Genomic DNA, 25,921 nt, shown 5'->3' with positions numbered 1-25,921 from the left:
CCGCAATTTGCGACAATTCGCCCGATCATCGGCGGCCCGCTCGCCGAAGCAAGGAGAACATCATGATGAACCTGATCCTTTGGCGCCACGCCGAAGCCGAAGACTACGCGACGAGCGATCTCGCGCGTCAGTTGACCGTCCGGGGCCGCAAGGACGCGCAGGCGATGGCCAAATGGCTGCGTGGCCGGCTCGAGACGAACGCCGTGATCCTCGCGAGCCCGGCGGCCCGCACCGTGCAGACGGTCGAGGCGCTGACCGACCAGTACCGGACGGTCGACACGCTCGCGCCGGGCGGCGGCGTCGACGACGTGCTGGCGGCGGCCGGCTGGCCGGAAGGCATCGCGCCGACGGTCGTGATCGTCGGGCACCAGCCGACGCTCGGCAGCGTTGCCGCGCAGCTGATCGCCGGCGGCGACGACAGCTGGAGCGTCAAGAAGGGCGGAATCGTGTGGCTGGCGAGCCGCACGCGTGACGGCAGCCGGCAGGCCGTATTGCGTGCGGTATTGACGCCCGACCTGCTGTGAGGCCCGCCTGAAGAGCTTTGAAGGGATTGATCATACGGTTTCGCAAGCTTTCTGCTAAAGTCAATTCGGCGACACGTCATTGAAAGGACACGGTCGTGCCACATAACGGTCACGGCCGATTACTACATTGGCGGGCATGTCGCCCTATTCCTTACGACCAGGAAAGCCTAATGCGAGAACTGCCGACGCCTACGCTCCCTTTTGCCTCGCTGCCCCTCGACACGTCGCGGCGCCACCTGCCGCGCGCTGCTGAAACCGTCACATCGGAGTATCGCCTGCGCGCCGCGTGGGCGCGTACCGAAGACGAATTGCGCGAAGCCCAGCGCCTGCGTTATAGCGTGTTCGCCGAAGAGATGGGCGCGCAGGTCAGCGGCCCCTCCGGTCTCGACGTCGATCCGTTCGATGCGTACTGCGACCACCTGCTGGTTCGCGATCTCGACACCCTGAAGGTCGTCGGTACGTATCGCGTGCTGCCGCCGCACCAGGCGGCGCGTGTCGGCCGCCTGTACGCCGAAGGCGAATTCGACCTGTCGCGCCTCACGCATCTGCGCGGCAAGATGGTCGAGGTCGGCCGCTCGTGCGTGCACAGCGACTACCGCAGCGGCGCCGTCATCATGGCGCTGTGGGGCGGCCTTGGCGCGTACATGATGCAGAACGGCTACGAGACGATGCTCGGCTGCGCGAGCGTGTCGATGGCCGACGGCGGCCACTACGCGGCGAATCTGTACCAGTCGCTGTCGGCAGGCTCGCTGACGGCGCCGGAATATCGCGCGTTCCCGCACACGGCCCTGCCGGTCGACGAACTGCAGACGGGCACCGTCGTGGCGCCGCCGCCGCTGATCAAGGGTTACCTGCGTCTCGGCGCGAAGATCTGCGGTGCGCCGGCCTGGGATCCCGACTTCAACTGCGCGGATTTCCTGACGCTGTTCCGCCTGTCCGACATCAACGCGCGCTACGCCCGCCACTTCCTGGGCTGAGCCGTCGGAATCGCGTCGCGCCCGCTCGCCCGGGCGCGCGCAAGCGAACGCCGTCGCGTGGCACGCGCCGCGCGACGGCGTTTGTCCATCTGATCAACGTGTGTGAACCGGACCCTGTTAATTCCGGCGATATGCACTCAACCGCGTGCCGGGGCGCGGCACGTTCGTGAACGGCCCGGGTATGAGCCGGACGCCAGCGGCGCGCTTAATGCTTGCGCCGCCAGTCGAGCAGGTGGTGTTCGGCCATCCAGTGGTGGATCATCCCTTCGCCTTCATGGCTGCGCTTGTATTCGCGCGACTCGAAGAACGACAGGGCGACGAGCACCATCAGACCGACGAACAGCCCGATCAGGCCGGCGATTTCTTCAGACGACATGGCAGCCTCCTTTCCACGGCACAGCGCCATGCGTACATAGTAGGACATGCGCGGCGCGACTCCGAACCGAGATTTCCGCTAGACTCGGCGCGGTCCCGGCGTGCGATGGGCGCGCCGCTTTCCGGAGCCCTACCCGATGAACCGTTTCATGCTGGCCGTGCTGGCCGCATCTTTGCTCGCCGGCTGCACCAGCGATCCGCATCAGGCCCGTCGCGGCCATCCGCCGGAAGATCCGGCCGACTATCACGGCGTGCCCACCGACATGACGCCGCCGTCGATGCTCGACGCGCCGCCGCCGAAACCCACGCAATAACGGCCGGGTCGGCCCGCCGTCAGGCGCGGGCCGCGGGCGCGTCGGCGCCGATGTGCCGCAACAGCGCCGGCAGGTAGCGCGCCAGCGTCGCGCCGCGTGCGGCCATGAACAGCAGCAGCGCGAACCAGAGGCCGTGATTGCCGAACGTGCCGACGGCGGCGAGCGTGGCCACGACGAAGATCGAGAACGACGCGACCATCGCACGCATCAGCGATTGCGTCTGCGTGGCGCCGATGAACACGCCGTCGAGCAGGAACCCCCAGACCGACACGATCGGAGAAAGCGCGGCCCACGGCAGGTAGCGCAGCGCCATTTCGCGGATCTCGGCCTGGTCGGTCAGGCGCGCGACGATCCAGCCGCCGGCGGCCCAGTACACGAGTGCGAACAGCAGCGCGCCGAGCGCCGACCAGAACAGCGTGACGCGTACGGCCTGCCGGAAAGCGCGGCGGTCGCGTGCGCCGGCCGCAGCCCCGACGAGCGCTTCGGCCGCATGCGCGAAGCCGTCGAGGCCGTACGCCATGAACGTCTGGAAATTCAGCAGCAGCGCGTTTGCCGCGAGCGTCGCATCGCCCTGTTTTGCACCGAGGTGCGCGAACCAGCCGAATGCGCCGAGCAGGCACAGCGTGCGCAGGAAGATGTCGCGATTGAGCACGATCAGCCGCTTGAGCGCGACGCGGTCGGCGAGTGCACGTACCGCGATCGGCGCAAGGCCGCGCGGCCGCAGCCGCCACAGCATCCATGCGCCGAGCGCGAAACCGCATGCGTCCGCGGTGGCCGTCGCGGCGCCGATGCCGGCGATACCCCAGCCGAAGCCATACACGTAGAGCAGCACGGCGCCGATGTTCACCGCATTGATGAACACCTGCGCGACGAGCGCGAGCCGCACGCGCTGCATGCCGAGCAGGTAGCCGAGCACGACGTAGTTCGCGAGCGCGAACGGGGCGCTCCAGATTCGCGCGTGGCTGTAGGCAAGCGCCGTGGTGCGGACGGCATCGCTGCCGCCGAGCGCGGACAGCGCACATGACAGCAGCGGCACCTGCAGCGCCAGTACCGCGGCGCCGAGTGCGAACGCGACGATCAACGCGCGCAGCAGGTTCAGGCGGATCCCGGCGGCGTCGCCGGCGCCATGCGCCTGCGCGACGAGGCCCGTCGTCCCCATCCGCAGGAAACCGAACCCCCAGAACACGAAATTGAAGAACAGCCCGCCGAGTGCGACGCCGCCCAGGTACGGCGTGCCGTCGAGGTGGCCCGCGACGGCCGTGTCGACGGCACCGAGGATCGGCTGGGTCAGGTTCGCGAGGACGATCGGGAACGCGAGCGCGAGGACACGCCGGTGCGTGACGGCGGCCGTGCCGGCCCCGTGCGGTAACGCGGCTTCGGACATGGCGGACGCGTCAGGCGCGTTCCTGCACGCAGACCCAAGGCGAGACGACGACCGCCCACAGCTCCGGGTTGCGCGCCGCGTAATCGGCAGCGGTTTCGGCCGGCATGCGCGCGACGAGGCCCGACGACAGCCAGCGCGTGACCTGCTCGGCATCGTCGTCGGCAACGGCTTCCGCGACGCTGACGAGATCGAGGTCGCGTGCGACGGACAGCAGCTTGCCCTGCGCAAAGAAGCGTTCGAGATCGCACCAGTCGATCTTGGCGGTTTCGCCGAGGAGTTTGGCGTAGAGCGGGCTGTGCGACGCGCCCGCGCCGGAGTGGTGATCAGAGGACATCGTTTTCTAGGAAAGACTGCGTAGTGGCGCCACTATAAACCATCCGGCCGGGCCGGCGGCCCGGAGGGCGGCCGGCCTACGCGTCGCGCAGCGCGCGGCGCACGATCTTGCCGGTCGCGGTCATCGGCAGGCTGTCGACGAACGCGATCGCGCGCGGATACTCGTGCGCGGCAAGGCGCGTGCGCACATGTGCCTGCAGCGTCTGCACGAGCGCCTCGTCGCCGGCGTGGCCGGGATTCAGCACCACGAACGCCTTGACGATCTCGGTGCGCGTCGCGTCGGGCACGCCGACGACGGCCGCCATCCGCACCGCCGGATGCGTGAGCAGGCAGTCCTCGATCGGGCCCGGGCCGATCCGGTAGCCGGCGCTCGTGATCACGTCGTCGTCGCGGCCGACGAAGCGCACGAAGCCGTCGGCGTCGATCATGCCGGTGTCGCCGGTGAGCAGGTAGTCGCCGGCGAATTTGTCGCGCGTCGCGTCGGCGTTGCGCCAGTATTCGAGGAACATCACCGGGTCGGGGCGGCGCACCGCGATGCGCCCTTCGACGCCGGGCGGCAGCGGCGTGCCGTCCGCGTCGACGATCGCGACCGCATGGCCGGGCACCGCCTTGCCGATCGCGCCGGGCTGCGCATCGAACAGCGCGGCGCACGACGACAGCACCATGTTGCACTCGGTCTGCCCGTAGAACTCGTTGATCGTCACGCCGAGCGCGTCGCGCCCCCAGGCCGTCAGCTCGGTGCCGAGCGATTCCCCGCCGCTCGCGACGGATTTCAGCGACAGCGCGTAGCGTTCGCGCGGTGCCGCGACGGTGCGCATCAGCTTCAGCGCGGTGGGCGGCAGGAATGCGTGGGTGACACCGTGCCGCGCCATCAGCGCGAACGCCGCGTCGCCGTCGAATTTCTCGAAGCGGCGCGCAAGCACGGGCACGCCGTGATGCCATGACGGCAGCAGCACGTCGAGCAGGCCGCCGATCCATGCCCAGTCAGCGGGCGTCCAGAACAGGCCCGCGTCGCGCGGGAAACACTGCTGCGACATCTCGACGCCCGGCAGGTGGCCCAGCAGCACGCGATGCGCGTGCAGCGCGCCTTTCGGTTTGCCCGTCGTGCCGGACGTATAGATGATGACCGCCGGATCGTCGGCGGCCGTATCGGCCGGCACGAAGTCGGGTGTTTCGGCGGCGAGCGCCGCGTCGTAGCGCAGCACGCCCGGCTGATCGGGCTGATCGGGCGCATCGTCGCCGATGCAGTAGACGGTATGCAGTGCGGGCAGCCGGGCGCGCAGCGGCGCGATTTTCGCGTAGCCGGCCGCATCGGTGACGAGCGCAGCCGCCTCGCTGTTCGCGAGCCGGTATTCGAGCGCATCGACGCCGAACAGCGTGAAGAGCGGCACCGCAATGGCGCCGAGCTTGTACGCGGCGAGGTGCGCGACGGCCGTTTCGGGGCCCTGCGCGAGAAAGATGCCGATCCGGTCGCCGCGCCGAAGGCCGGCGCGCGCAAAGCTGTTCGCGAGCCGGTTAGAGGCATTCCTCAGGTCGTCGAACGTGATGCGGAAAACGTCGCCTCGTGCGGTTTCATGGATCAGCGCGAGGCGTCCGCTGCCGTCCGCCCACTTGTCGCAGACGTCCACGCCGATGTTGTAACGCGCCGGAACGTCCCACGCGAAGCGGGAGAGCAGGTCGTCGTAGTGGTCGGCGGCGGGCAGCATCGAGGTGTCTCCTGGGGACGAACGTGGCTTCACGCGAGCGGCTTACATCAGGATTTCACGCAAACGAATCCACAATGGCGTCCGAGGGTAGGGAATCTTCGTACTCGTCCAATAGCCTCGGCTCAGTGCACGATTCCACAATGACGCATAAGATCACGAAAAAATCAGTGTGTGACCATGGATTTGCTTCTGATAGCTGCGGGGTTCAGCCTGATCGGAATCGGCGTACTGGTAGCGTTTGCCCGTCACGTCGATCCGTTGTCCGGCCGGTTCACCGGACGTCTGCGCAAGCGCTGACATCACCTTTCCCGGTTTTCACCGCGACGACACGCGATGCGTGCCGGCATCGCGTGTCGTCCATCGGGTGCTCAGCGCGCCGGCAGGTAGCGTGACGGGTCGATCGATCGGCCGCCGTAGCGCAACTCGAAATGCAGCGCGACCCGATCGCTGTCGCTGTTGCCCATCTCGGCGATCGATTGCCCTTGCGTGACCGACTGGCCTTCCTTCACCAGCAGCGCGCGGTTGTGCGCGTAGGCGGTCAGGTAATCGGCGTTGTGCTTGAGGATGATCAGGTTGCCGTAGCCGCGCAGCCCGTTACCCGCATAGACCACCACACCCGGCGCAGCCGCGACCACCGGCGTGCCCGGCGAGTTCGCGATGTCGATGCCCTTCGATTTCGAGCCGTCGAACGTGCGGACCACATTGCCGGCGGCCGGCCAGATCAGCGCGATACTCGTGGCCGGCTTGACGGCCGATTCGACCGGAGCGGACGGCGCGGGGCGGGCCCGGCCGGCACTGCCGGTGCCGGTGGTCGACGGCGTCGAGGCGGTGGTCGTGCCGGGCGGCGGCACGACGCGCAGCACCTGGCCGACTTCGATCGCATCGGGGTTCGTCATCTGGTTCCAGCGCACGATGTTCGATACCGACGTGCGGTTGTCGCGCGCGATCTTGTAGAGCGTATCGCCGCGCTCGACGCGATAGAACCCGGGGCCGACGGGCGCGGAGCCGCATGCGACGAGCAGGGCGGCGCAGGCGGCTGCGAAGAGTCGCTTCGTTGTTGTTCCGAACATTGAACCTCGCAAAACCCTGCCGCGCGTGACGCGGCAGGCAACACAAAACGTCCGATTTTAACGGGTTCGACCCGCGCACCGCAGTTTGGGCCGTTATCGGGACTGCGGCGCACCGGTTCCACGCGTTGCCTGATGGCGTTTCAGCCTGCGTATCAAGCCTGCGTATCAGCCGGCGAGCGGAAGGGCGCGAATCCGCAGCGTGGCCGTTTCGGTCGCGCCCGGCGCGAGCAGGCGCAGCCCGAGGCCGTTGTGGATCGCATCCGGCAGGCCGAGCCACGGTTCGACGCAATAGAAGTCCGAATCCGGCTTCTCGGTCCAGGTCGTCACCGCGTACCACGGGATCGAGCCCGGCACGTCGAGCGCGATCTCGATCGTGCGGCGGCGGCCCGGCATCACGATGCGCACCGGCGTGGCCGGCACGCTGTCGAGGCAGTGGAAGCGGTCGAGGATGTCCGGGTTGTCGAGGTGATAACGGGCTTCGCCCGGTTCGGGCGTGCTGATCGAACCGTCGGCCCGCTGCGCGCAACGATGCGTGGGCGGGAGCTCGAGCGTGGTGTCGGCGCGTTCGCCGTGCGGCAGCGCGAAATAGAAATGGTGGCCGGCGTAGTAGGGCAGCGGCGTGTCGCCGCGATTGGTCGTCGTCAGCGCGACTTCGAGCGTGTGCGAGTCGGCCAGCCGGTAGGTCGTTTCGAACCGGAAGTCGAACGGGTAACTGGCGCGCAGCGCGTCGGTCGCGTCGAGCGTCATCGACAGCGCGGCGCCATCGGCCGACGGTTGCGCGGCGAACGGCAGGTCGCGCGCGAACCCGTGCATCGGCAGGTCGCGCACCACGCCGGCGGCATCGCGCCAGCGGCCGAGTTCGCCGTCGACGCGGTGTCGGCCGAGGAACGGGAACAGCAGCGGGTTGCCGCCGCGCACGCGTGCGAGGTTGCTCCAGTCGGCCGTGTCCGGCCAGAAGATCACCGGTTCGCCGTCGACATCCCATGACAGCAGGCGGCCGCCGAATTGCGGAGCGACCCGGACGAGCGACGGGCCGGCGTGAAGTTCGTGAATGTCGTGTTGCTGGAAGGTCGGCATGGCGAATCGGGTTAGGCGGGTGGACGGGAGTGGCGCGCTCCATTATCGGGCCGTGGCGGCTCGGGGAAAACCCTTCTCGGGAAATCGCGAGTTTTTAAGACTGCCATCGGTCGGGATAATGGCTCTAAACCGGTGATGTTGCCGGGTCATGACACTTCGTGGAGGGGGCCATGGATCTGGCAATGGCAATGGGTATCGCACTGTTCGGCATGTTCACCGGCAGCACGGTATTATTTTTCTATCAGCTCGGCCGCTGACGGCAATTCCTGCCGAAGTCGAAAGGCCCGCCATGCAAATGGCGGGCTTTTTGCTTTCTGGGTGCTTACAAATTGCAAGCGTTTGTGTGCATTGCCGCAATATCCAGCCAAATGCCTTGGCGCAGTAATCCGGGCTCGGCATAATCGGGGCGCGTTTTTACGGACGCGCATCGCGTCGTCCACTTCTCTTTCCGCTTGATTTTCACTAAAAGGACCGACGCGTGAGTCTCTGGTTTCTGGTATTCCTGAGCGTCCTGCAGGGCGTCACCGAACTCTTCCCCGTCAGCAGCCTTGGCCATACGCTGCTCGTGCCGGCGCTGTTCGGCATGCACATCGACAAGCACGCACCGCAACTGCTGCCGTTCCTCGTCGCGCTGCACCTCGGCACCGCGCTGGCGCTGCTGTGGTATTTCCGCGCGCGCTGGATCGCGTTGATCCGCGGCTTCTTCGCGCAGCTCGGCGGCCGCAAGAACGACGACGGGCACCTGATGTGGGCGCTCATCATCGGTACGATCCCGACCGGCATCGTCGGGCTGCTCCTCGAGAAGCGCATCGAACGCGTGTTCCACGACCTGCGGATCGTCGCGGTCGCGCTGATCGTGAACGGCGTGCTGCTGTGGCTCGGCGATCGCATCCAGCGCAGCCGCGCGCATCAGGCTCCGGAGAAGATGACGTTCAAGCAGGCGTTCTTCGTGGGCCTCGCGCAGATCGGCGCGCTGATTCCGGGCTTCTCGCGCAGCGGGCTGACGATGATCGCCGGCAACGCCGCGGGGCTGACGGCGGAGAAGGCCGCGGAATTCTCGTTCCTGCTCGGTACGCCGATCATTTTCGCGGCGGGGGTGCTCGAGCTGCCGAAGCTGTTCCATGCGCGCGACCAGCTCGCCGATGCGCTGCTCGGCGGCGTGCTGACGGCGATCGCCGCGTATCTGAGCGTGCGGTTCCTGATGCGTTACTTCGAAGGGCGTGGCCGGCTGGCTTCGTTCGGCGTGTATTGCGTGATCGCCGGTGTGTTCTGCCTTGGCTGGTTCATGCTGCATCCGCAGCCGGTTTGATGCTGCGAAGGCCGATCTCGCGTGATGTGGCGCGATGATCGGGTATAATTTCGGGCTCGGCTTCATGCCGGGCCCGTTTTGCTTCGGGGCTTCGAGGTTGGTGGTTTTGCTGCCGCTTGAAGCTTTGTGTCAAACGCAGCCCGCGCCGGCCGTGTCTTTTCTCCCCGACCGCCCTTAGCTCAGTTGGATAGAGCAACGGCCTTCTAAGCCGTAGGTCACACGTTCGAATCGTGTAGGGCGGGCCAGTTTGATCCCTAGAAGACCCTCACCAGTCCGCCCCAGGTTACCCAACCCCCTCACTCCACCGTCACCGATTTCGCTAGATTCCTCGGCTTGTCGATATCCGCGCCACGCAAACACGCCGCGTGATACGCAAGCAGCTGTAACGGCACCACATGCAGGATCGGCGACAACAGCCCGTAGTAATCCGGCATCCGCAGTACCGACACGCCTTCGCTGTTGTCGATCCGCGTATCGGCATCGGCGAACACGTAAAGCTGCCCGCCGCGCGCCCGCACTTCCTGCATGTTCGACTTCAGCTTCTCGAGCAACGCGTCGTTCGGCGCGATCGTGGCAACGGGCATCGTATGCGTCACGAGCGCGAGCGGCCCATGCTTCAACTCGCCCGCGGGATACGCCTCCGCGTGGATATACGAAATCTCCTTCAGCTTCAGCGCGCCTTCGAGCGCGATCGGGTAGTGCAGCCCGCGCCCGAGAAACAGCGCGTTTTCGTGCTGCGAGAATTCCGCCGCCCAGCGCGCGATCTGCGGTTCGAGCCCGAGCACATCCTGGAGCGCACCCGGCAGCCGCCGTAATTGCATCGTGTAGCGCGCGAGCTGCGCATCGTCGACGTAGCCGCGCAGCCGTCCGAGCGTGACGGCGAGAATGAACAGCGCGACGAGCTGCGTCGTGAACGCCTTGGTCGACGCGACGCCGATTTCCGGGCCTGCCCGCGTCAGGAAGCGCAGGCCGGTCTGCCGCATCATCGCGCTGGTCGGCACGTTGCAGATCGCCAATGTGTCGATATGGCCCAACGCCTGTGCGTACTTGAGCGCGGCGAGCGTGTCGGCGGTCTCGCCGGATTGCGACACGCTCACCACCAGCGTGTTCGGCATCGCGAGTGCGTCGCTGTAACGGTATTCGCTCGCGATCTCGACCTGCGCGGGCACACGCGCGATCGTTTCGAGCCAGCGGCGCGCGGTCAGGCCGGAATAGTGGCTCGTGCCGCACGCGAGAATCAGCACGTTGTCGATCTGCTCGAACGCCCGCGCGGCGTCGGGGCCGAATACGGCCGGATCGAACAGCCCCGCGTCCGGGATGGTCGCGGCCACGGCCTCCGGTTGCTCGAAAATCTCCTTCTGCATGAAATGCCGGTACGGCCCGAGTTCGACCGCGGCCTGCGCGGAGGAAATGGTTTGTACCGCGCGCTCGACCGGTGCGCCGCCACGATCGAGTACGCGCACGCCGCCCGGCGTCAGTTCGACGATGTCGCCTTCCTCGAGAAAGATGAAGCGGTCGGTGATGCCGGCGAGCGCGAGTGCGTCGGAGGCGAGAAAGCATTCGCCGTCCTTCACGCCGACGACGAGCGGTGAGCCGACTTTCGCGCCGATCAGCCGCTGCGTCTCGTGCTTGCTGAACACGGCGATCGCGTACGCGCCATGAAGCTGTGAAGTCGCTGCACGGACGGCGGCGAGCAGATCGCCGCGGTACTGGCTGTGGATCAGGTGCGCGACGACCTCGGTGTCGGTCTGGCCGTCGAATTCGTAGTGCGCGTCGGAAAGTTGCTTGCGCAACGTTTCGTGGTTTTCGATGATGCCGTTATGCACGAGCGCGATTTCGTCGCGCGAGAAGATCGGATGCGCGTTGCAGGTTGCCGGCGCGCCATGGGTCGCCCAGCGCGTGTGCGCGATACCGGTGCTGCCGGTCAGGCCGGCGCTGCGCACGTGGGCGTCGAGATCGGCGACGCGCGACATGCTGCGCTCCCGGCGCGGCTGGCCGTTGACGACCGTCGCGACCCCGCATGAATCGTAGCCGCGATATTCAAGGCGGCGCAAACCTTCAATCAGAATCGGGACGATGTCCCGTTGCGCGACCGCGCCGACGATGCCACACATGACACGCCTCCTTCCCTGACATTTTTGCCGGATCGGATGCACGCCGTGTCAGCGCGACGCAGTCTCCGTTGCCTCCGCCGTCGTGAAGCCGCATTGAGCGGGCGCGACGGGGTCGGCCATCCTGCTTTCGAATGCGAGATAAAGCGATTCCTCCAGTACGTTCCAGTGCGCACCATGCCGGTACGGGCCCGATCGCGCATGCCAGCAGGCGACCGTGTTCCAGTCGTTCATCTTGAATGCGACCAGCGCAATCAAGCCCCATGGATAATCGCTGCCGGCCAGTTGCAGCCACGTCTTGCCGTATTTCTGCATCCACTGCGCATAGATGGCCTCGTTCGATTGATCGGGAACCTGAATCCCCGACAGGAGCGGGAAGATCTGCGCGACCTTCGCCGGATAGAAGGTCGCGTCGCTGATGCGCTGCGTGCTCGCGCGAAAGCCGGATTGCGTGCCGCGCCAGAACACCTTCAGGATCGCGGACGAGAGCCGGTCGGCGCGCTGGCGCCACGGGCTCGCGTGCGCGGTGTCGGCATGCCGGACGTAGTACGCGGCGAGCGCCTGGAATGCGCTGTGGACCTCGACGTTATCCATCAGCAGCGCGACGTGCAGTGTCGACGAGATCTGATAGACGCCGGTGGGCTTGCTGAGCAGCGTGTCCAGATGCGCGCCCGCGCGGTTCAGGCTGAGTTCCCATGCGGCGGGCATGCCGTCGGGCGGCGCGAAGCGGGAGAGCAGCTCGATCCAGGTGGCCATCATCGCGTCGTCGGCGTCGGCTTCCGCGCAAGCACTGTACTGGCCGCTCTTCAGGCAGTAGCGATCGAAGCCGCCGTCGGGGCGCTGACGCGGCAACAGCCACGCGATCCACGCGAGTGCGGCCTGGTGGGTGTCGAGCCCGGCATCGGTGGCGGCGAGCAGCGCCTTCGCCGCGAAATACGGATCGACGCCGGCGCCGTTCAGGCGCACGGTAATCGCGCCGTCGGGGCGCTGGTAGAGTCCGTTGAGCTGGAGCTCGGCGGCGCCCGCGTGCAGCGCGAAGCCGAATGCCGCGACACAGCAGGCAACGCACCACAGGCGGCATAGCCGGGCGGTGGCCGCCACGCGGGCGCGTGCGGCCGGGGAAAGCGCGGGCCGGTTCATGATCGGGGGCTCCTGCGCGGTGTTCGTGCGCAATGCTCGCCGGGCGCGGCGTTGGCCGCGTCGCGCGCCGGCGAGTGTGTCGACGTTGCGGGTCAGTTCACCTTGGCGCTGGTGAACTTGAGGCTGGTGCCGCCGTTCGCGGTGACGAGCCAGTACGTCGCATCGGTGATGACGATGCTGCCGCTGCCTTGCGTGATCAACGGCAGTGCGTAGGCCTTCTTCGGCAGCAGCCACGTCATGTTCGCCAGACTCGTTGGGTGGCTGGCGGCAAATGACCAGCCGCTGCCCGTGTCGGTGGCTGACCACGTAACGTTCAGGCGTGCCCGATCGAAGATCGTGATGTCGCTCATCGTGTACCACTTGAACTGGCCGAGCAGCTTCAGCGTATTCGCTTGCGAGAAGATCGCGTTCAACGTCGACGTATAGGACGACGCGCCGAGCGGGTGCGCATAGATCAGTCGGCTCGTACGGTTCGCGACGACGAAGTTCATCAGGGCTGCATACCAGTTGTTCACGTCGCTCGTCGGCACCGCATACTGCTGGAACTCCTCGAACGTCGCGTACTTGCCGAACGGCATCACGGGGTAAGCCCACAGGCCCGGGTTCAGCAGCGCGCCGTTGCGGTATGCGCGGGTCGGTGCCGAGCCGGTGTGGCCGGTGAAGTAGTAGCCGTTGAAGCCGTTGCTTTCGAGCCAGTTGACCGACCAGGTCGGCGTGTTGCCTTCCGGCGCTGCGTACTCGACATCGGGTTGGCCCGTGGCTGCCTGAACGGCCTGATGGTTCATCACCAGGTACTGCGTGAACGTGCTCGCGTTCGTTTCGCTCGCGTTCGCCCCCCAGTAGTCGTGAATCCAGCCACCGTGGCTGCCGACGTGATGGCCCTTGCTCAGGAAATACTTCACGAGATTCAGCGCGGTGGGGTTGTTGGCAAGGTTGATGCCGTTTCCGTCGCCGAACGTCGCTTCATCGGGGCCGGCCGTGATCACGAGCGAGAACGGCCCGTTGTTCCACACGCCGAGGTTCTTCAGCTGGAGCGCGGGCTGGATCTGGTCGCCTGCGCAGAAGTGCCAGTTGAACACCAGCCCGGCCATTGCCTTCGGCAGCGGCGACAGCGACGGCAGGTTCAGCATCTGCGTGCCGAAATAATGCAGGTAGCCGTGGATCAGCATGCCATCGGTCTGGCCGTCGAGGTAGGCGAGCGGCAGGTTGACAAACAGCACGCCGCCGTTGCCGTACGTGTTGTAGCCGGACACCAGCCCGAACGTCGGCGAGGTCAGGATCGTCGTGCCGGTGTACGTCCCCTGCGTGACGAAGCTCGGATAGGTGAGGAAGCCGTACACATAGCCGGAGATGCCTTCGAGCGTGTCGGTGGTCGTCGCCGTGGTCGACGCGAGCATGGTGGCTGCCTTGCCGGTCGTCGTGCTGACGAGCGAGTTGGCGCTATACGTACCGGACTTCACCTGCTTGCCGTTCGCGACGCCGGTCAGCTTCGGCGCCGTCTGGTTCAACAGGCCGCTGCCTGCCGGCGGCGTGTCGTACTGGAACCATGCGCCGTGGTTGTAGTTGGCGAGGCCGCCCGGGTTCGACGGGCTACCGGACAGGTAGAGCGCGGTACCGGTAGCCGGCTTCGACGAGTTGTTCGTCTTCGAGCCGCTGGTGGTCGCCGCCGCCATGACGCTGGCGGTCGTCGTGGTAGAAGCCGTCGTGGTCCATGCCATCGACTTGCCGGGAGGCACCTGGAGCGTGCGCAGCCAGCTGCTCATGCCGGTCACGTTGCCGAGGCCGATCATGTTGCCGCCCAATTGGTCATACAGTACGTAGTCCACTCCGACCATGTTGCTGAAGCGGGATTTCGGGCTCACGTAGAAGCCGGCGGAATTCAGCACGCCGAAATCGTAGACGAGCATCACCTTGCCGCCGTTCAGCGCATAGTTCTGGATCGCCGTGACGAGCGTGTCGTCGGCTGTCGTATGCACCTGATCGGGCAGGATCAGGCCGGGATACTGCGACAACGATGCACCGGCCGTCATGAACTGGCTGTCGGTCATCACCGTGATCTGCAGCCCTTCCTCTTGCGCGGTGTCGAGCCATGCGGACACGCGCGGATCGGGCAACGTCAGCGTATTCGGCACCAGCAGGATGAGCTGGTTGGTGGCCGCCTGAACGCCGCCCGGACTGAATGCGAACGCGAGCGCGAACAACGCGAACAGGATCCGCAAGAACTTGCCTGACTTTGCCAACATGGTGTACTCCTCGCTCAAGGAATGGGGCGCGCGGCAGCCGTGATGCGCGTGCCGCCAGGTCGACCAGTCCTGCCCCATAGGTGTGTGCGGCTGTCCGGTGCGTCGAACATCGAGTGGTACCTGTCGATGGCAGCTGGAACAACGGGGCACGTCGATGCGCCGCGCTGTCGTCATTGACGAAAGGACCCGATGCGACACATTGAGTGAAGCGAACAACGTGCCATTCGCTGCGGAGGCCCGGTCCTGTTGGCTTCATGTAACGCGAGTCGCGCGGCACGGCGGCAAACGCGATGGATTCGTTTCATCGCTGATACGGCGCGTTTGCGCGCGAAATCAGCAGACAGAATCGGCGCCGTTCGTCAGCGCGCCGGGCCAGCTCGCGCAGTAGGTGTAGAGCGTGACCAGCAGGCCGATCAGCAGCGGTCCGCCGAGCAGGAAATAGCAGAACGGCAGGAACAGCAACGTGCCGTGATGGATGATCATCGCGTGCAGCAGCATCACGAACGGCAGCGCGACGATGAAGTAGCCGAGTACCAGCACCGACGCACAAGCCTTCTGCAGCAGCGAGAAATCGAGCGGGTAGTACAACGCCGCCATCACCAGCGGGATCATCGCGATCGCCGCGCCGTGCAGCACGAACATGTCGCGCAGATGCAGCAACGGGACATAGGGAAACGTGCCGGGCGCGAGCCAGAAGTACGCGCAAATCAGCAACTGGGTGAAGCTCGCGATACGTAACAGATATGCAACAGGCAGCCAGTGCTTGTGTCGCATGAAGGAGGTGGCGAAGCCGATCGCGCAGAGTGCCGCGGTGGCGGCCAGCAGCACGTCGCCCGGCATGCGCGCGGCGACGTTGATCGACAGCAGCGGCACGCGCGGCGCGTCGGGCGGATAACCGATCACGATCACGTGGAGCGCAGGATCGATCTGCTGCGCGCCCCAGGCCATCACCGCGCGCCAGTAGCGCCAGGCGAGCGGCAGGCCGACCCACAGCAACGCATACAGCGCGGGCGTCAGCAGTACGATCGACAGCAGCCAGCGCTGCGGATACGCGTGGATTCGCAGCGAACGGTCGGCGGGAGGACGGACGGGACGCGTCTGCATGTCGCGCGCCCGGTTACCAGCGATAGAACACGCTCAGCTCGCCGCCGATCCGCGAGTAGTACGGGTTGTGGTAGTAGTCGAACTCGAGCTGCGTTCCCCACTTGCGCGTGAACCAGTAGCGCCATTTCGCGTCGATCTCGTGGCTGCGGAAATCGGCGATCTGCGAGCCGGAACCGGTGACCTGATAGGCCTCGCGGCCGAACCCGCCGCGCAGCACGATCACGCTCTTGCCGACTTCGCCGTAGGTGACGGCGCCGTAATAGGCGGGCGCCTTCACCGATCCGGGCGAATCGACCGTGTAGTTCGTGCCGGCCTCGAAGATCCATTTCGGCAGCGCGTACCAGATCACGCCGGCGTGATAAAGCTGATCGCGATGGCCACTGCGGTTCCATGCGTAACCGGCGCCCAGCGACACGACCAGCGAACGATCCGACAATAACTTGCGATTGATCGACAGGTCGACGCGTGCGCTCGGCAGGATCGTCCCTGACGTGGTGCCGGCGAAGCCGACACCGCCGAACCAGTCGGGGCCGATATCCTGCACGTAGGTCAGGGCGCCGAGTTGCGTGTTCTCGCCGAAGCGATGAAGCTGAGCGAGTTCGCCGAGCACGGTGCGCCCGCCGTCCTGATAGACGCCACGCAGATGCACGCCGTACCAGTCGCCGTAACCGTGCGTCAAGTGCGCGCTCGAATAGCCGAGCGACAGTTCGGTATGCGATTCTTTCGGCGCCTGGGCATGCGTGACGATTGCGTCGGGCAGCGGCGGGCGGTTCGTATCGTCGGGCGTAAACTCGGCGAGCGGCACGCCGTCCGGCAGGCCGTCGGCGCTGACGCGCACGAACGTGGATTCGTCGCGCGGCCGCGGCGTGATGACGGTCGGAACGTCGGGCGCCTGCACGGGCGGCGCGGCGGCGTCATCCGGCAGGGCAGCCATTACCGGTGGCGCACCGAAGGCGACGCCGCACAGCACCGCGAGGGTGGCAACCGGCGCGCGCGGGCCGCGATGGCAGGGGCGATCGGACATGAAGGCGCTCCTTAACGGGATGCGTGGAACCAGCCGCTGCGCCACGCGACGAGGTCGCCATGCACGCATGCATGACCGGCGACCGAGACATCGCGCGCACACGCGCTGACAGGATGGCCGGCGACCCCGATGCGCGCACCGGTCAGCCGGAGCAGGCCGCCGGCCGACACGACGCCGTCGATGCAGCTCGCATCGGCGAGCAGCACGTCGTCGCGCGCGAACACGGCGCCGTGCAGCAACGCATGACGTTCGAGTTCGACGCGATGCGCCTTGACGCTGCCGCGCAGCACGCAGCCTTCCCCGAGCACGAGCGTGCCGTCGACGACGAGGTTGCCTTGCACGACCGTGTGCGCGGGCAGGCGAACATCGCAATGCAGCAGGTAGCGGCCGTGCAGGAAGCGATGCGGCAGCGTCGCGAAGTGGCGCGTGAGCGAGATCGCGCGGCGTGGTGCGACAGGCATGTCGGCAGCGCGTGTGCCCGACGCGGCACCGAAGACGATCGGTTCGCCGTACAGGCATGCGAAGCCGCCGGCGCCATGCAGGTGCACGGTGCCGCCGACCACTACGCCACGCAGCACCGCGCCGTCGATGTCGATGTCGATCCGCGGCGCGTGCGCAAGCGCACCGATCGTCGCGCCGGCATGAACGTCGATGCGTTCACCGGCGAACGCATACGCCGCTCGGGCGCCGTCGTCGAGCGTGATCGCGCGATCGGCATGGAGCACGTCGTCGCGATGCTCGTCGTGTGCGACGTGAATCATGTCGGCGTGCTGTACGGTCAGCCCGAGTGTTTGCCAGGGTGGTGCGGCGGACGGATCGGCCGGCGGTTCGCCGGCCGCGTCCGCCCGCAGCGCATCGTGCCATCGCGTGGCGAGCAATGCCTGATCGACGAACGGACCGTCGCCGATCGGCAGCGCCGCGACGTCGCTGCGCCGGATCAGTTCATGCAGCATCGGCAGGAACGGCAGGCTGAGCACACCGGCCACCGGCACCATCACATTGAAGGTCGCCATCGCTCATCGCTCCGGTTTCAGTTGCCGGCGGAAACGCTCGGTCTTGTCCCATTTCAGTTCGCGGCGGAATGCGGCGTCGAGCGTGAGCCCCCATAGCGCGGAGACGACGGCCGCGATCGTCACGCAGAAGCCGACGACGTTGATCGGCACGAGGCGCAACCGCGTCGCGCGGCCGTCGAGCCGGGCCGCGACGACGATCTCGAAGAACACGCCGAAGTTGCCGAAGGTGCTGAACGAAAACAGCGCGAACAGCGACACGATCAGGCCGAGCGCGGTCGAGTTGACGCCGTTGAACAGGTAGAGCGCGAGCGCCGCGCTCCATGCGACGGCGAGGAGCGCGGGCATCACGAACACGCCGAGCAGCAGCGCGCCGTCGAGACGGCAGCGCCGCGAGATCAGCGGATTGCGCAGCACCGGGACCAGATAGCGCAGCAACGTCTGGTTGTGGCCTTTCGCCCAGCGCGTCAATTGCCGGGCCCGCACGGCCCAGTGCTCCGGCACTTCCTCATAGCATTCGGCGTGGTTCAGGTAGACCGTGCGCCAGTCGCTCAGCAGCAGGCGATAGGTCATGTCGGTGTCCTCGGCGAGCGTGTCGTCGCGCCACCCGCCTACCGCGTCGAGCGCGCCCTTGCGGATGCCGCCGACCGTGCCGCCATACTGCGGCACCAGGCTGAGGTTGTTGCGGGCTTGCTGGTTGACCTGGTAGCCGCCCGCGCGCTCGAGGTCGAGCAGCCGCGCGAGCAGGTTGCTGTCGGCGTTCTGCGGCACGACGCGGCCCATCACCGCGCCGACTTCCGGATCGAAGAACGGCGCGACGAGTTCCTTCAGCAGCCCCGGGCGCGGCAGGTAGTCGGCGTCGAATACCACCATGATGTCGCCGCGGATGAAGTGCAGCGCATCCTTCAGCGCGGCCGCCTTGCCCGGCTTGCCCGACTCACGGTGAAAGGGCTGGATGAGGTCGGGCGCAAGTGCCTGGACCTCGTCGATCAGCGCGCGGGTGTTGTCGGTCGACCGGTCGTTGACCGGAATGATCGTCAGCCTGTCGCGCGGGTAGGTCGTCGCCAGCAGCGCCATCAGGCAATCGACGACGACGGCTTCTTCGTTGTGGGCGGCGACGAACACCGTGAGCCGCGGCCATTCGCCATGGGTAATCGTTCGGTAGGGCGCGCATTGCGGCTTGAACAGGCGGTCGATGCTGAACACGTAATGCCGTCCGGCGTAGACGCACGTCAACAGCATGAAGAGCCACAGGTACGCGACGCAGGGCATCAGCAGCAGGTCGGGGTCGAACGTGAAACCTGGCGTACCGGCGGGCGGCGGCTCGAGCGACACGTCCGCATCGTGCGATGCCGGTACGGCGACGGCGAACGGCACGCTGTCGAGGGCCGTGCGCTCGACGGCGACTGCGGCGTTTGCGGCAGGCACGATGATCCGCGCCGGTTCGGCGATCGCCTGCGATGCGGTGTCGCGCACGGCCAGCGAGAAGGCAAGCACGATCAGCAGCAGAATGCCTTGCTCGCAGAGCGACGCCATCCGCGTTTTCTTCATGTCCTGGTCCCCGATGTCCGCGACGACGACCGATGAGAGCTGAAGGCGCCCGGGGATCGCGCGGTTGTCAATGGGACGCGGCCGCCTGTTCGTCGCGCGAGGGCGGATGTCGTTCGCCCCGGCGGACGCGTCGCGTCGCCTCCCGGCTTCGTTGCATTGGCGTCCCCGTCTGTCTGCTGCTGCCGTGCGAGTGCTTCGGGACGCACCTGTCCGACATTAAGCAAGGCGTGAGCCATGGGTCGCGATGCCCCGTGCCGCAAGGGGCCGGGCGCGAGGTGCGCGCGCAGTCGCGGTCGCGGCGACGTGTTTTGATTCACTGACGAATCAGCGTAGGCGCATGCCGTTCGGCCGCAGGCAGTCTGCGGCCTGTCCCGCGTACGTCGCACGGCCGGCGGTTTGTGTGACGAGTCGCATCCTCCTTGCTCGATGCAGCTTCGCGAGAGGCACTGGCGTGCATCGTTCGCCGCGCACGCGTTGCCCCGAAGATCGAAACGGCGATCGCCGTCGTCCGTGCGGAATGGACCGAACTCCGATGTATCCGACTGCTCCGGATCCGCGTTACACATTCGCAACGTTTCCCGCACGTCCATTCGTGCGACGCAAGCGACACTGCATGCCCGATTAATCGTGCGCACGCGACCTTGGCCGGCGGTCGCGTGCACGCCGGGCGCTGCACAGACAAAAGTGCCGAATCGAGACGACGTAAAGCGTTTCGAAAGATCCAGGCGGATCGATACATGACGGGTATCGGACATGCAGTCGTGATTCATCGGACGACGTCGTCAGACGGATCGTGCGGTCGGCCGGCTGTTTATCGTTGTCGCGCCTACCCGGAGATGAGACGTCCCGTAGCAGTTGTGAAACATTCCGTTGCGCAACGCGTATGTGCGGCGCGCGTCGCGCGAACCGGGCCCGGCTGTAGTGCGGCTGGTTTGAATATTGCTGGTGTGGAAGCGACGTGACGGACAGGCGTGGTGCTCGACACAGCGAGGAACGACTCATGACGTGACTGATCAGTGCAACGAGACGCCGGTAGAACGACGATTCGCGCGGCCGGGACCGCACGGACAAGACGGCGCGCTCGCCCCTCGGCACCGCCGCGTGCTGACCGCGTGCGAGTACGGGAAGCGCCGTCCGGATACATGCTTCGCGCCACGTGCAGGGTCGTCCGCGCGAAGTGGCTAAACGAGGATAACGATGAAGAAGATTTTGCTTGTGTTCGGGACTCGGCCGGAGGCCATCAAGATGGCACCGCTGGTGCGCGCGCTGAAGGCGCAAGCGGATGTCGACGCCCGGGTGTGCGTGACCGCGCAGCATCGTGAAATGCTCGACCAGGTGCTGACGCTGTTCGACATCAAGCCCGACTACGATCTCAATCTGATGCGGCAAAGCCAGACGCTGACCGACGTGACGACCGGCATTCTTCAATCGATCGGCATGGTCTTCGACGATCTGCGTCCGGACGTCGTGCTGGTGCACGGCGATACGACGACCACGCTCGCGGTCAGCCTCGCGGCGTTTTACCGCTATCTGCCGGTCGGGCACGTGGAGGCCGGGCTGCGCAGCGGCGACATCTGGTCGCCGTGGCCGGAGGAGCTGAATCGCCGCGTGACCGACGCAGTGTCGTCGTGGCATTTCGCGCCGACCGGGCAGGCGCGTGACAACCTGCTCAGCGAGGGCGTGCCGGGTAGCGGCGTCTCGCTGACCGGCAATACCGTGATCGATGCGTTGCACGAGGTCAAACGCATGCTGGACCGAACGTCCACGCTGTCGGACAAGGTCGCCGCGTATTTTCCGTTTCTCGAGCCGTCGCGGCGTGTCGTGCTGATCACCGGCCATCGCCGCGAGAGTTTCGGCGAGCCGTTCAAGCAATTCTGCGAAGCGCTCTGTACGCTCGCGGGCCGCTATCGCGACGCGCAGTTCGTCTATCCGCTGCACATGAACCCGAACGTGCGTGAACCGGCGCGTGCGCGGCTCGGCGGTGTGCCGAACATCTACCTGATCGAGCCGCAGGAATACCTGTCGTTCGTATTCCTGATGTCCCGCGCGCACTTCATCATCACCGATTCGGGGGGCATTCAGGAAGAAGGGCCGGCGCTCGGCAAGCCGGTGCTCGTCACGCGCGAGACGACCGAGCGGCCCGAAGCGATCCAGGCGGGCACCGCACGACTCGTCGGCACCGACCAGGAGCGGATCATCTGGGAGGCATCGCGCTTGTTCGACAGCGAGAGCGCCTACGAGGAAATGTCGCGCGCGAGCAATCCGTATGGCGACGGTCACGCGAGCGAGCGGATCGTTCACGCGCTGATGCGCACGCCGGGCGTGACGACGAAGACGACGAGCTTTTCGCTGGGGGCCGCGGAAATGCCGTTCAATGCGCTCACGCTGGGGTTGCAGGCGTTGCGGTCGCCGTGAGCGGGAGCACGCGATAGCGTCTTCCGTATCGTTCGCTGCCGTCGCACAAGGATCCGGTCCGGCCGCCAGGCCCGCCGGATCCTTGCATGTGTGCGACCCGGAACGCATTTTCCCGCCGGGTTCAAAACGCGGCAGTTCCTGCGCAAGCCGGTGGTGCTTGTCGGATAGCGGAAGCGATCGACGCGCGCGAGGCGCTGCATCCGGCGTGCCGGCGCAAAACCGTCGCACATCGGTTAAAGTCGGAGCTCGGCTCAATCCCCATACGAATCCGCCCGTCCGGGCCGAACGTCGCGCGCGGGTAACGGCGATCCGGCGCGCCGTTTCTGGCAGCCTCGACAGGTTCGCGTTGCCGGCGTGACGGTTTGCGTGGGGCAGAATCGGGACCCGCGGGCACCCGCCCTCGAGCGGAATCGTACGCGCGGCAGCCCTCGGCAGCCCGCAGCACCGGGAAACACATCGAGCGCCGGTTCTTCCGGCGAAGCAGTCCACCAGGCGGTGCCGGCTCGGCACCGTTCGAATCCCCACCCGGCACCCGTGGTGCGACGCGGGCGCCTCGACCAGGAGGTGAACGATGATCACGCTGACCGTCAACGGTAGCGAGCAGCACTTCGACGGCAATCCCGACATGCCGTTGCTCTGGTATCTGCGCGATGTCCTCGGCGATACCGGCACCAAGTTCGGCTGCGGCATGGCGCTGTGCGGCGCATGCACCGTGCACCTCGACGGCGTCGCGATCCGCTCGTGCATCACCCCGGTCGCCGCCGCGTCCGGCAAGCGCGTGACGACCATCGAGGGACTGTCGACGGACGTCGATCATCCGCTCCAGCAGGCCTGGCAGGAACTGAACGTCGCGCAGTGCGGCTACTGTCAGTCCGGGCAGATCATGCAGGCCGCGTCGCTGCTGAAGACGAATCCCCATCCGACCGACGCCGACATCGACGATGCGATGTCCGGCAACATCTGCCGCTGCGGCACCTACACGCGCATTCGTGCGGCGATCCGCCTGGCCGTACGCCGCGGAGGTGCCGCATGAGCGCGCCTGAACTCTCCGTCCATAACGAAAGCCGTCGCGCGTGGCTGCTCGGCTTCGCATCCGGCGGGCTGCTGCTCGCGTTCGGCGTGCCGTCGCTCGTCCACGCGGCGACACCGGTGCAGCCGCCCGTCAGCGCGAATCCGCAGTATGGCGGCGCCGGGATGCCGCACGGGTTGCGCGACGATCCGCACCTGTTCGTCGCGATCGCGCCGGACGGCACGGTCACCGTGACCTGCATCCGCTCCGAGATGGGGCAGGGCGTGCGCACGAGCGTCGCGCTCGTGGTGGCGGACGAGCTGGGCGCCGACTGGGCGCGCGTGAAGGTCGCGCAGGCCGTGGGCGACGAGCCGCGCTACGGCAACCAGAACACCGACGGATCACGCAGCCTGCGCCAAAGCTTCGCCGCGCTGCGCCGCGCGGGTGCGGCCGCGCGCACGATGCTCGAACAGGCGGCAGCCGCGGCGTGGGGCGTCGATGCGCGTCAGGTCAAGGCGACGGTGCATGAGGTCGTCGACACGCAGAGCGGGCGCAAGCTCGGCTTCGGCGAACTGGCGGCGAAGGCGGCCGCGCTGTCGGCGCCCGATCCTGCCACGGTGGCGCTGAAGGCGCCGGCCGAATTCCGCTATATCGGCAAGGGCGAAACGGCGCTGATCGACGGGCGCGACATCGTCGGCGGCCGCGCGCACTACGGGATCGACACGCGGCTCGACGGGATGCTGTATGCGGTCGTCGCGCGACCGCCGGCCTACGGTGATACGGTGGCGTCGTTCGACGCATCGGCGGCGGAGAAGCTGCCGGGTGTCGTCAAGGTGGTGCAGCTTGCGCCGACACCGCTGCCGTCCGGTTTCCAGCCGCTCGGCGGCGTAGCCGTCGTCGCGCGCGATACGTGGACGGCGATCCAGGCGCGCGCGCAACTGAAGATCGACTGGAAACACGGGCCCAACGCGAACTACGATTCGGCCGTGTATCGCAAGACGCTCGAAGCGGCCGCCGCGCAGCCGGGCGACGTGATCCGCAACGACGGCGACGCGGCGGCGGCGCTGGCAGGCGCCGCGAAGCGCGTGCGGGCGACGTACTACATCCCGCATCTCGCGCACGCGACGATGGAGCCGCCCGCGGCCGTCGCGCGCGTGGCCGACGGCCGCTGCGACGTGTGGACCTGCACGCAGGCGCCGCAGACCACGCGCGACGAGGTCGCGAAGGCGCTCGGGTTGCCGACGGAGCGCGTGACGGTCAACGTAACGCTGCTCGGCGGCGGTTTCGGCCGCAAGTCGAAGCCCGACTACGTGGTGGAGGCGGCGTTGCTGTCGAAGGCGGTCGGCGCGCCCGTCAAGCTGACGTTCACGCGCGAGGACGACATCGCGCACGACTATTTCCATGCGGTGTCGCTCGAGGCGTTCGACGGCGGGATCGATGCGTCGGGGAAAGTGGTCGCGTGGCAGCATCGCACGGTCGCGCCGTCGATCCAGTCGACGTTCAGGGCCGGTGTCGTGCATGAGCAGCCGGGGGAACTCGCACAAGGGATCGCGGACCTGCCGTTCGCGATTCCGAACGTACGGATCGAGAATCCGGCCGCGGAAGCGCACACGCGGATCGGCTGGTTCCGCTCGGTCTACAACATCCCGCATGCGTTCGGCATCCAGAGCTTCGTGTCGGAGCTGGCGCATGCGGCCGGTCGCGACCCGAAGGATTTCCTGCTCGAACTGATCGGGCCCGCGCGGCGTTTCGAGCCGCACATCACGGTGAAAAACGCGAACTACGGCGAGGATCCGGCGCTGTATCCGATCGATACCGGCCGGCTGCGGCGCGTGGTCGAGACGGTCGCGCGCGGCGCCGGCTGGGGGCGCAAGCTGCCGAAGGGGCATGGGCTCGGGATCGCCGCGCATCGCAGCTTCGTGTCGTACACGGCGGCGGTGTGCGAGGTGCAGGTCGATGCCGACGGCAAGATCACGGTGCCGCGAGTCGACATCGCGATCGACTGCGGGCCGCAGGTCAATCCGGAGCGGGTACGCTCGCAACTCGAGGGCGCGGTGGTGATGGGGCTCGGCATCGCGCTGCACGGCGAGATCACGTTCAAGGACGGCCATCCGGAGCAGAGCAACTTCAACGGCTTCCAGGTGCTGCGCATGAACGAGGCGCCGCGCGAAATCCGCGTGCATCTCGTCGCGCCGGACGATTTCGCGACGCCGCTCGGCGGCGTGGGCGAACCGGGGCTGCCGCCCGTCGCGCCGGCGCTGACCAATGCGATCTTCGCGGCGACCGGCACGCGCATCCGCAGCCTGCCGGTTGCCGATCAGCTCGCGAAGCCGCACGCGGGCTGACGCACGATATTCCCCACGCCGGGCACGCATCGTGCGGCCCGGTGCACATCGACCCCTGAGCAAGGAGCGTGACGTGGCCTCTTCCGAAGTCAGTGTGAAGCAGTCGGTTTCCCCCGCCGAATGGGACGCGCGAGTCAACCTCGCGGCGGCCTATCGCCTCACCGCGCTGTTCGGCTGGGACGATCTCGTATTCACCCATATTTCCGCGCGCGTGCCCGGCCCGGAGCACCACTTCCTGATCAACCCGTACGGGATGATGTTCGACGAGATCACGGCATCGTCGCTGGTGAAGGTCGATCTCGACGGACGCAAGGTGTCCGAATCACCTGACGAGATCAACCCGGCCGGCTTCACCATTCACAGCGCGGTGCATGCGGCCCGCGACGACGCACTGTGCGTGATGCATACGCATTCGATCAACGGCGTCGCCGTGTCGGCGCAGGAAGGGGGCTTGCTGCCGCTGTCGCAGCAGTCGCTCGGCGTGCTGGCGTCGCTCGGGTATCACGACTACGAGGGCATTGCGCTCAACGAAGGCGAGAAGGCGCGCCTCGTGCACGACCTCGGCGCCAACACGAACCTGATGCTGCGCAACCACGGCCTGCTGACCGTCGGCGCGACGCCGGCAGACGCGTTCGTCGCGATGTACTTCTTCGAAGCGGCCTGCATGATCCAGGTCCGCGCGCAGGCGGGCGGTTCGGCGTTGTTGCCGATCGGCCAGCCGATTCTCGACGGCATCAAGCAGCAGATCGCCGCGGTGACGCGCGGGATGGGCGCCGGGGCGCTCGTCTGGCCCGGCTTGCTGCGCCGGCTCGATCGGCGCAATCCCGGTTACGCGGACTAGCGCATCCATCGTTGTCGTTTTAGAACGACCGTGCTAAATTCCTGCCAGCACTTTCCGTC

General features: G+C 66.9%; 21 protein-coding genes and 1 tRNA gene. 9 read left to right on the top strand and 13 right to left on the bottom strand.

The window, feature by feature from the left end; genetic code table 11:
- Positions 1-62: 62 nt before the first annotated feature.
- Together sixA and LGM56_RS20285 are read left to right on the top strand one after the other, a co-directional pair.
- Positions 63-524 (top strand): phosphohistidine phosphatase SixA, encoded by a 462-nt coding sequence (gene sixA / locus LGM56_RS20290; RefSeq protein WP_089461378.1) that lies wholly within the window; start codon positions 63-65, stop codon positions 522-524.
- 170 nt (positions 525-694) lie between these two features.
- Entirely contained in the window at positions 695-1,501 is an 807-nt protein-coding gene (locus LGM56_RS20285) for a GNAT family N-acetyltransferase (RefSeq protein WP_011351620.1), read from the top strand.
- 205 nt (positions 1,502-1,706) lie between these two features.
- Here LGM56_RS20285 and LGM56_RS20280 read toward each other — a convergent pair whose 3' ends face one another.
- The gene (locus tag LGM56_RS20280) at positions 1,707-1,877 is read right to left on the bottom strand and encodes a hypothetical protein (RefSeq protein WP_011351621.1); all 171 of its coding nucleotides are present in this window, start codon (positions 1,875-1,877) and stop codon (positions 1,707-1,709) included.
- A gap of 136 nt (positions 1,878-2,013) precedes the next feature.
- On the opposite strand from LGM56_RS20280, the gene LGM56_RS20275 reads away from it, so the two are divergent.
- Positions 2,014-2,190 carry a hypothetical protein gene (locus LGM56_RS20275; RefSeq protein ID WP_089439761.1) on the top strand — a complete coding sequence of 59 codons (177 nt, stop codon included), beginning with the start codon at positions 2,014-2,016 and terminating at the stop codon, positions 2,188-2,190.
- A 19-nt stretch (positions 2,191-2,209) separates the two neighbouring features.
- Here LGM56_RS20275 and LGM56_RS20270 read toward each other — a convergent pair whose 3' ends face one another.
- The 5 genes from LGM56_RS20270 to LGM56_RS20250 all read right to left on the bottom strand — a co-directional run bounded on the left by LGM56_RS20270 (position 2,210) and on the right by LGM56_RS20250 (position 7,760).
- Positions 2,210-3,574 (bottom strand): MATE family efflux transporter, encoded by a 1,365-nt coding sequence (locus tag LGM56_RS20270; RefSeq protein WP_226206614.1) that lies wholly within the window; start codon positions 3,572-3,574, stop codon positions 2,210-2,212.
- Positions 3,575-3,584: 10 nt separating this feature from the next.
- Positions 3,585-3,908, bottom strand: a complete 324-nt coding sequence (locus LGM56_RS20265) for a DUF2288 domain-containing protein (protein WP_089439763.1) — start codon at positions 3,906-3,908, stop codon at positions 3,585-3,587.
- Positions 3,909-3,984: 76 nt separating this feature from the next.
- On the bottom strand, positions 3,985-5,613 hold the full coding sequence (locus tag LGM56_RS20260) for an acyl-CoA synthetase (RefSeq protein WP_226206613.1): 1,629 nt from the start codon (positions 5,611-5,613) through the stop codon (positions 3,985-3,987).
- Positions 5,614-5,981: 368 nt separating this feature from the next.
- Positions 5,982-6,683: a peptidoglycan DD-metalloendopeptidase family protein gene (locus tag LGM56_RS20255; protein ID WP_089494582.1), complete on the bottom strand. Its 702-nt coding sequence runs from the start codon at positions 6,681-6,683 to the stop codon at positions 5,982-5,984.
- A gap of 165 nt (positions 6,684-6,848) precedes the next feature.
- Positions 6,849-7,760 carry an aldose epimerase gene (locus tag LGM56_RS20250; RefSeq protein WP_226206612.1) on the bottom strand — a complete coding sequence of 304 codons (912 nt, stop codon included), beginning with the start codon at positions 7,758-7,760 and terminating at the stop codon, positions 6,849-6,851.
- 478 nt (positions 7,761-8,238) lie between these two features.
- On the opposite strand from LGM56_RS20250, the gene LGM56_RS20245 reads away from it, so the two are divergent.
- Positions 8,239-9,069: an undecaprenyl-diphosphate phosphatase gene (locus LGM56_RS20245; RefSeq protein ID WP_226206611.1), complete on the top strand. Its 831-nt coding sequence runs from the start codon at positions 8,239-8,241 to the stop codon at positions 9,067-9,069.
- A gap of 168 nt (positions 9,070-9,237) precedes the next feature.
- Positions 9,238-9,314: transfer RNA gene (locus tag LGM56_RS20240), tRNA-Arg, on the top strand.
- A gap of 51 nt (positions 9,315-9,365) precedes the next feature.
- Here the strand turns inward: LGM56_RS20240 and glmS are convergent.
- The 7 genes from glmS to LGM56_RS20205 form a co-directional block, all read right to left on the bottom strand.
- Positions 9,366-11,183, bottom strand: coding sequence for a glutamine--fructose-6-phosphate transaminase (isomerizing) (gene glmS / locus LGM56_RS20235; RefSeq protein ID WP_226206610.1), 1,818 nt, complete (start codon positions 11,181-11,183; stop codon positions 9,366-9,368).
- A gap of 48 nt (positions 11,184-11,231) precedes the next feature.
- The gene (locus tag LGM56_RS20230; RefSeq protein WP_226206609.1) at positions 11,232-12,320 is read right to left on the bottom strand and encodes a hypothetical protein; all 1,089 of its coding nucleotides are present in this window, start codon (positions 12,318-12,320) and stop codon (positions 11,232-11,234) included.
- Positions 12,321-12,412: 92 nt separating this feature from the next.
- The gene (locus LGM56_RS20225; RefSeq protein ID WP_089494586.1) at positions 12,413-14,563 is read right to left on the bottom strand and encodes a polysaccharide deacetylase family protein; all 2,151 of its coding nucleotides are present in this window, start codon (positions 14,561-14,563) and stop codon (positions 12,413-12,415) included.
- Positions 14,564-14,896: 333 nt separating this feature from the next.
- Positions 14,897-15,667, bottom strand: coding sequence for a hypothetical protein (locus LGM56_RS20220; RefSeq protein WP_226206608.1), 771 nt, complete (start codon positions 15,665-15,667; stop codon positions 14,897-14,899).
- 13 nt (positions 15,668-15,680) lie between these two features.
- Positions 15,681-16,691 (bottom strand): YaiO family outer membrane beta-barrel protein, encoded by a 1,011-nt coding sequence (locus LGM56_RS20215; protein WP_226206607.1) that lies wholly within the window; start codon positions 16,689-16,691, stop codon positions 15,681-15,683.
- A gap of 11 nt (positions 16,692-16,702) precedes the next feature.
- Positions 16,703-17,704 carry a polymer-forming cytoskeletal protein gene (locus LGM56_RS20210; protein WP_226206606.1) on the bottom strand — a complete coding sequence of 334 codons (1,002 nt, stop codon included), beginning with the start codon at positions 17,702-17,704 and terminating at the stop codon, positions 16,703-16,705.
- Between the two features lie 3 nt (positions 17,705-17,707).
- Entirely contained in the window at positions 17,708-19,252 is a 1,545-nt protein-coding gene (locus LGM56_RS20205; protein ID WP_226206605.1) for a glycosyltransferase family 2 protein, read from the bottom strand.
- A 1,197-nt stretch (positions 19,253-20,449) separates the two neighbouring features.
- Between LGM56_RS20205 and wecB the strand changes: the two genes are divergently transcribed.
- The 4 genes from wecB to LGM56_RS20185 all read left to right on the top strand — a co-directional run bounded on the left by wecB (position 20,450) and on the right by LGM56_RS20185 (position 25,862).
- Positions 20,450-21,667, top strand: a complete 1,218-nt coding sequence (gene wecB / locus LGM56_RS20200; protein ID WP_089494591.1) for a non-hydrolyzing UDP-N-acetylglucosamine 2-epimerase — start codon at positions 20,450-20,452, stop codon at positions 21,665-21,667.
- Positions 21,668-22,238: 571 nt separating this feature from the next.
- Positions 22,239-22,700, top strand: a complete 462-nt coding sequence (locus LGM56_RS20195) for a (2Fe-2S)-binding protein (protein WP_175237329.1) — start codon at positions 22,239-22,241, stop codon at positions 22,698-22,700.
- Entirely contained in the window at positions 22,697-25,021 is a 2,325-nt protein-coding gene (locus LGM56_RS20190; RefSeq protein ID WP_226206604.1) for a xanthine dehydrogenase family protein molybdopterin-binding subunit, read from the top strand. The genes LGM56_RS20195 and LGM56_RS20190 overlap by 4 nt, the downstream gene beginning before the upstream one ends.
- 73 nt (positions 25,022-25,094) lie before the next feature.
- A complete protein-coding gene (locus LGM56_RS20185; protein ID WP_226206603.1) occupies positions 25,095-25,862 on the top strand; it encodes a class II aldolase/adducin family protein in 768 nt (255 codons plus the stop codon).
- Positions 25,863-25,921: the final 59 nt, after the last annotated feature.

The sequence above is a fragment of the Burkholderia sp. AU38729 genome (genome assembly GCF_020419725.1).
GTDB lineage: Bacteria > Pseudomonadota > Gammaproteobacteria > Burkholderiales > Burkholderiaceae > Burkholderia.
Note: the sequence above shows the minus strand (reverse complement) of the source record. Positions and strands in the feature narration are given on the sequence as shown.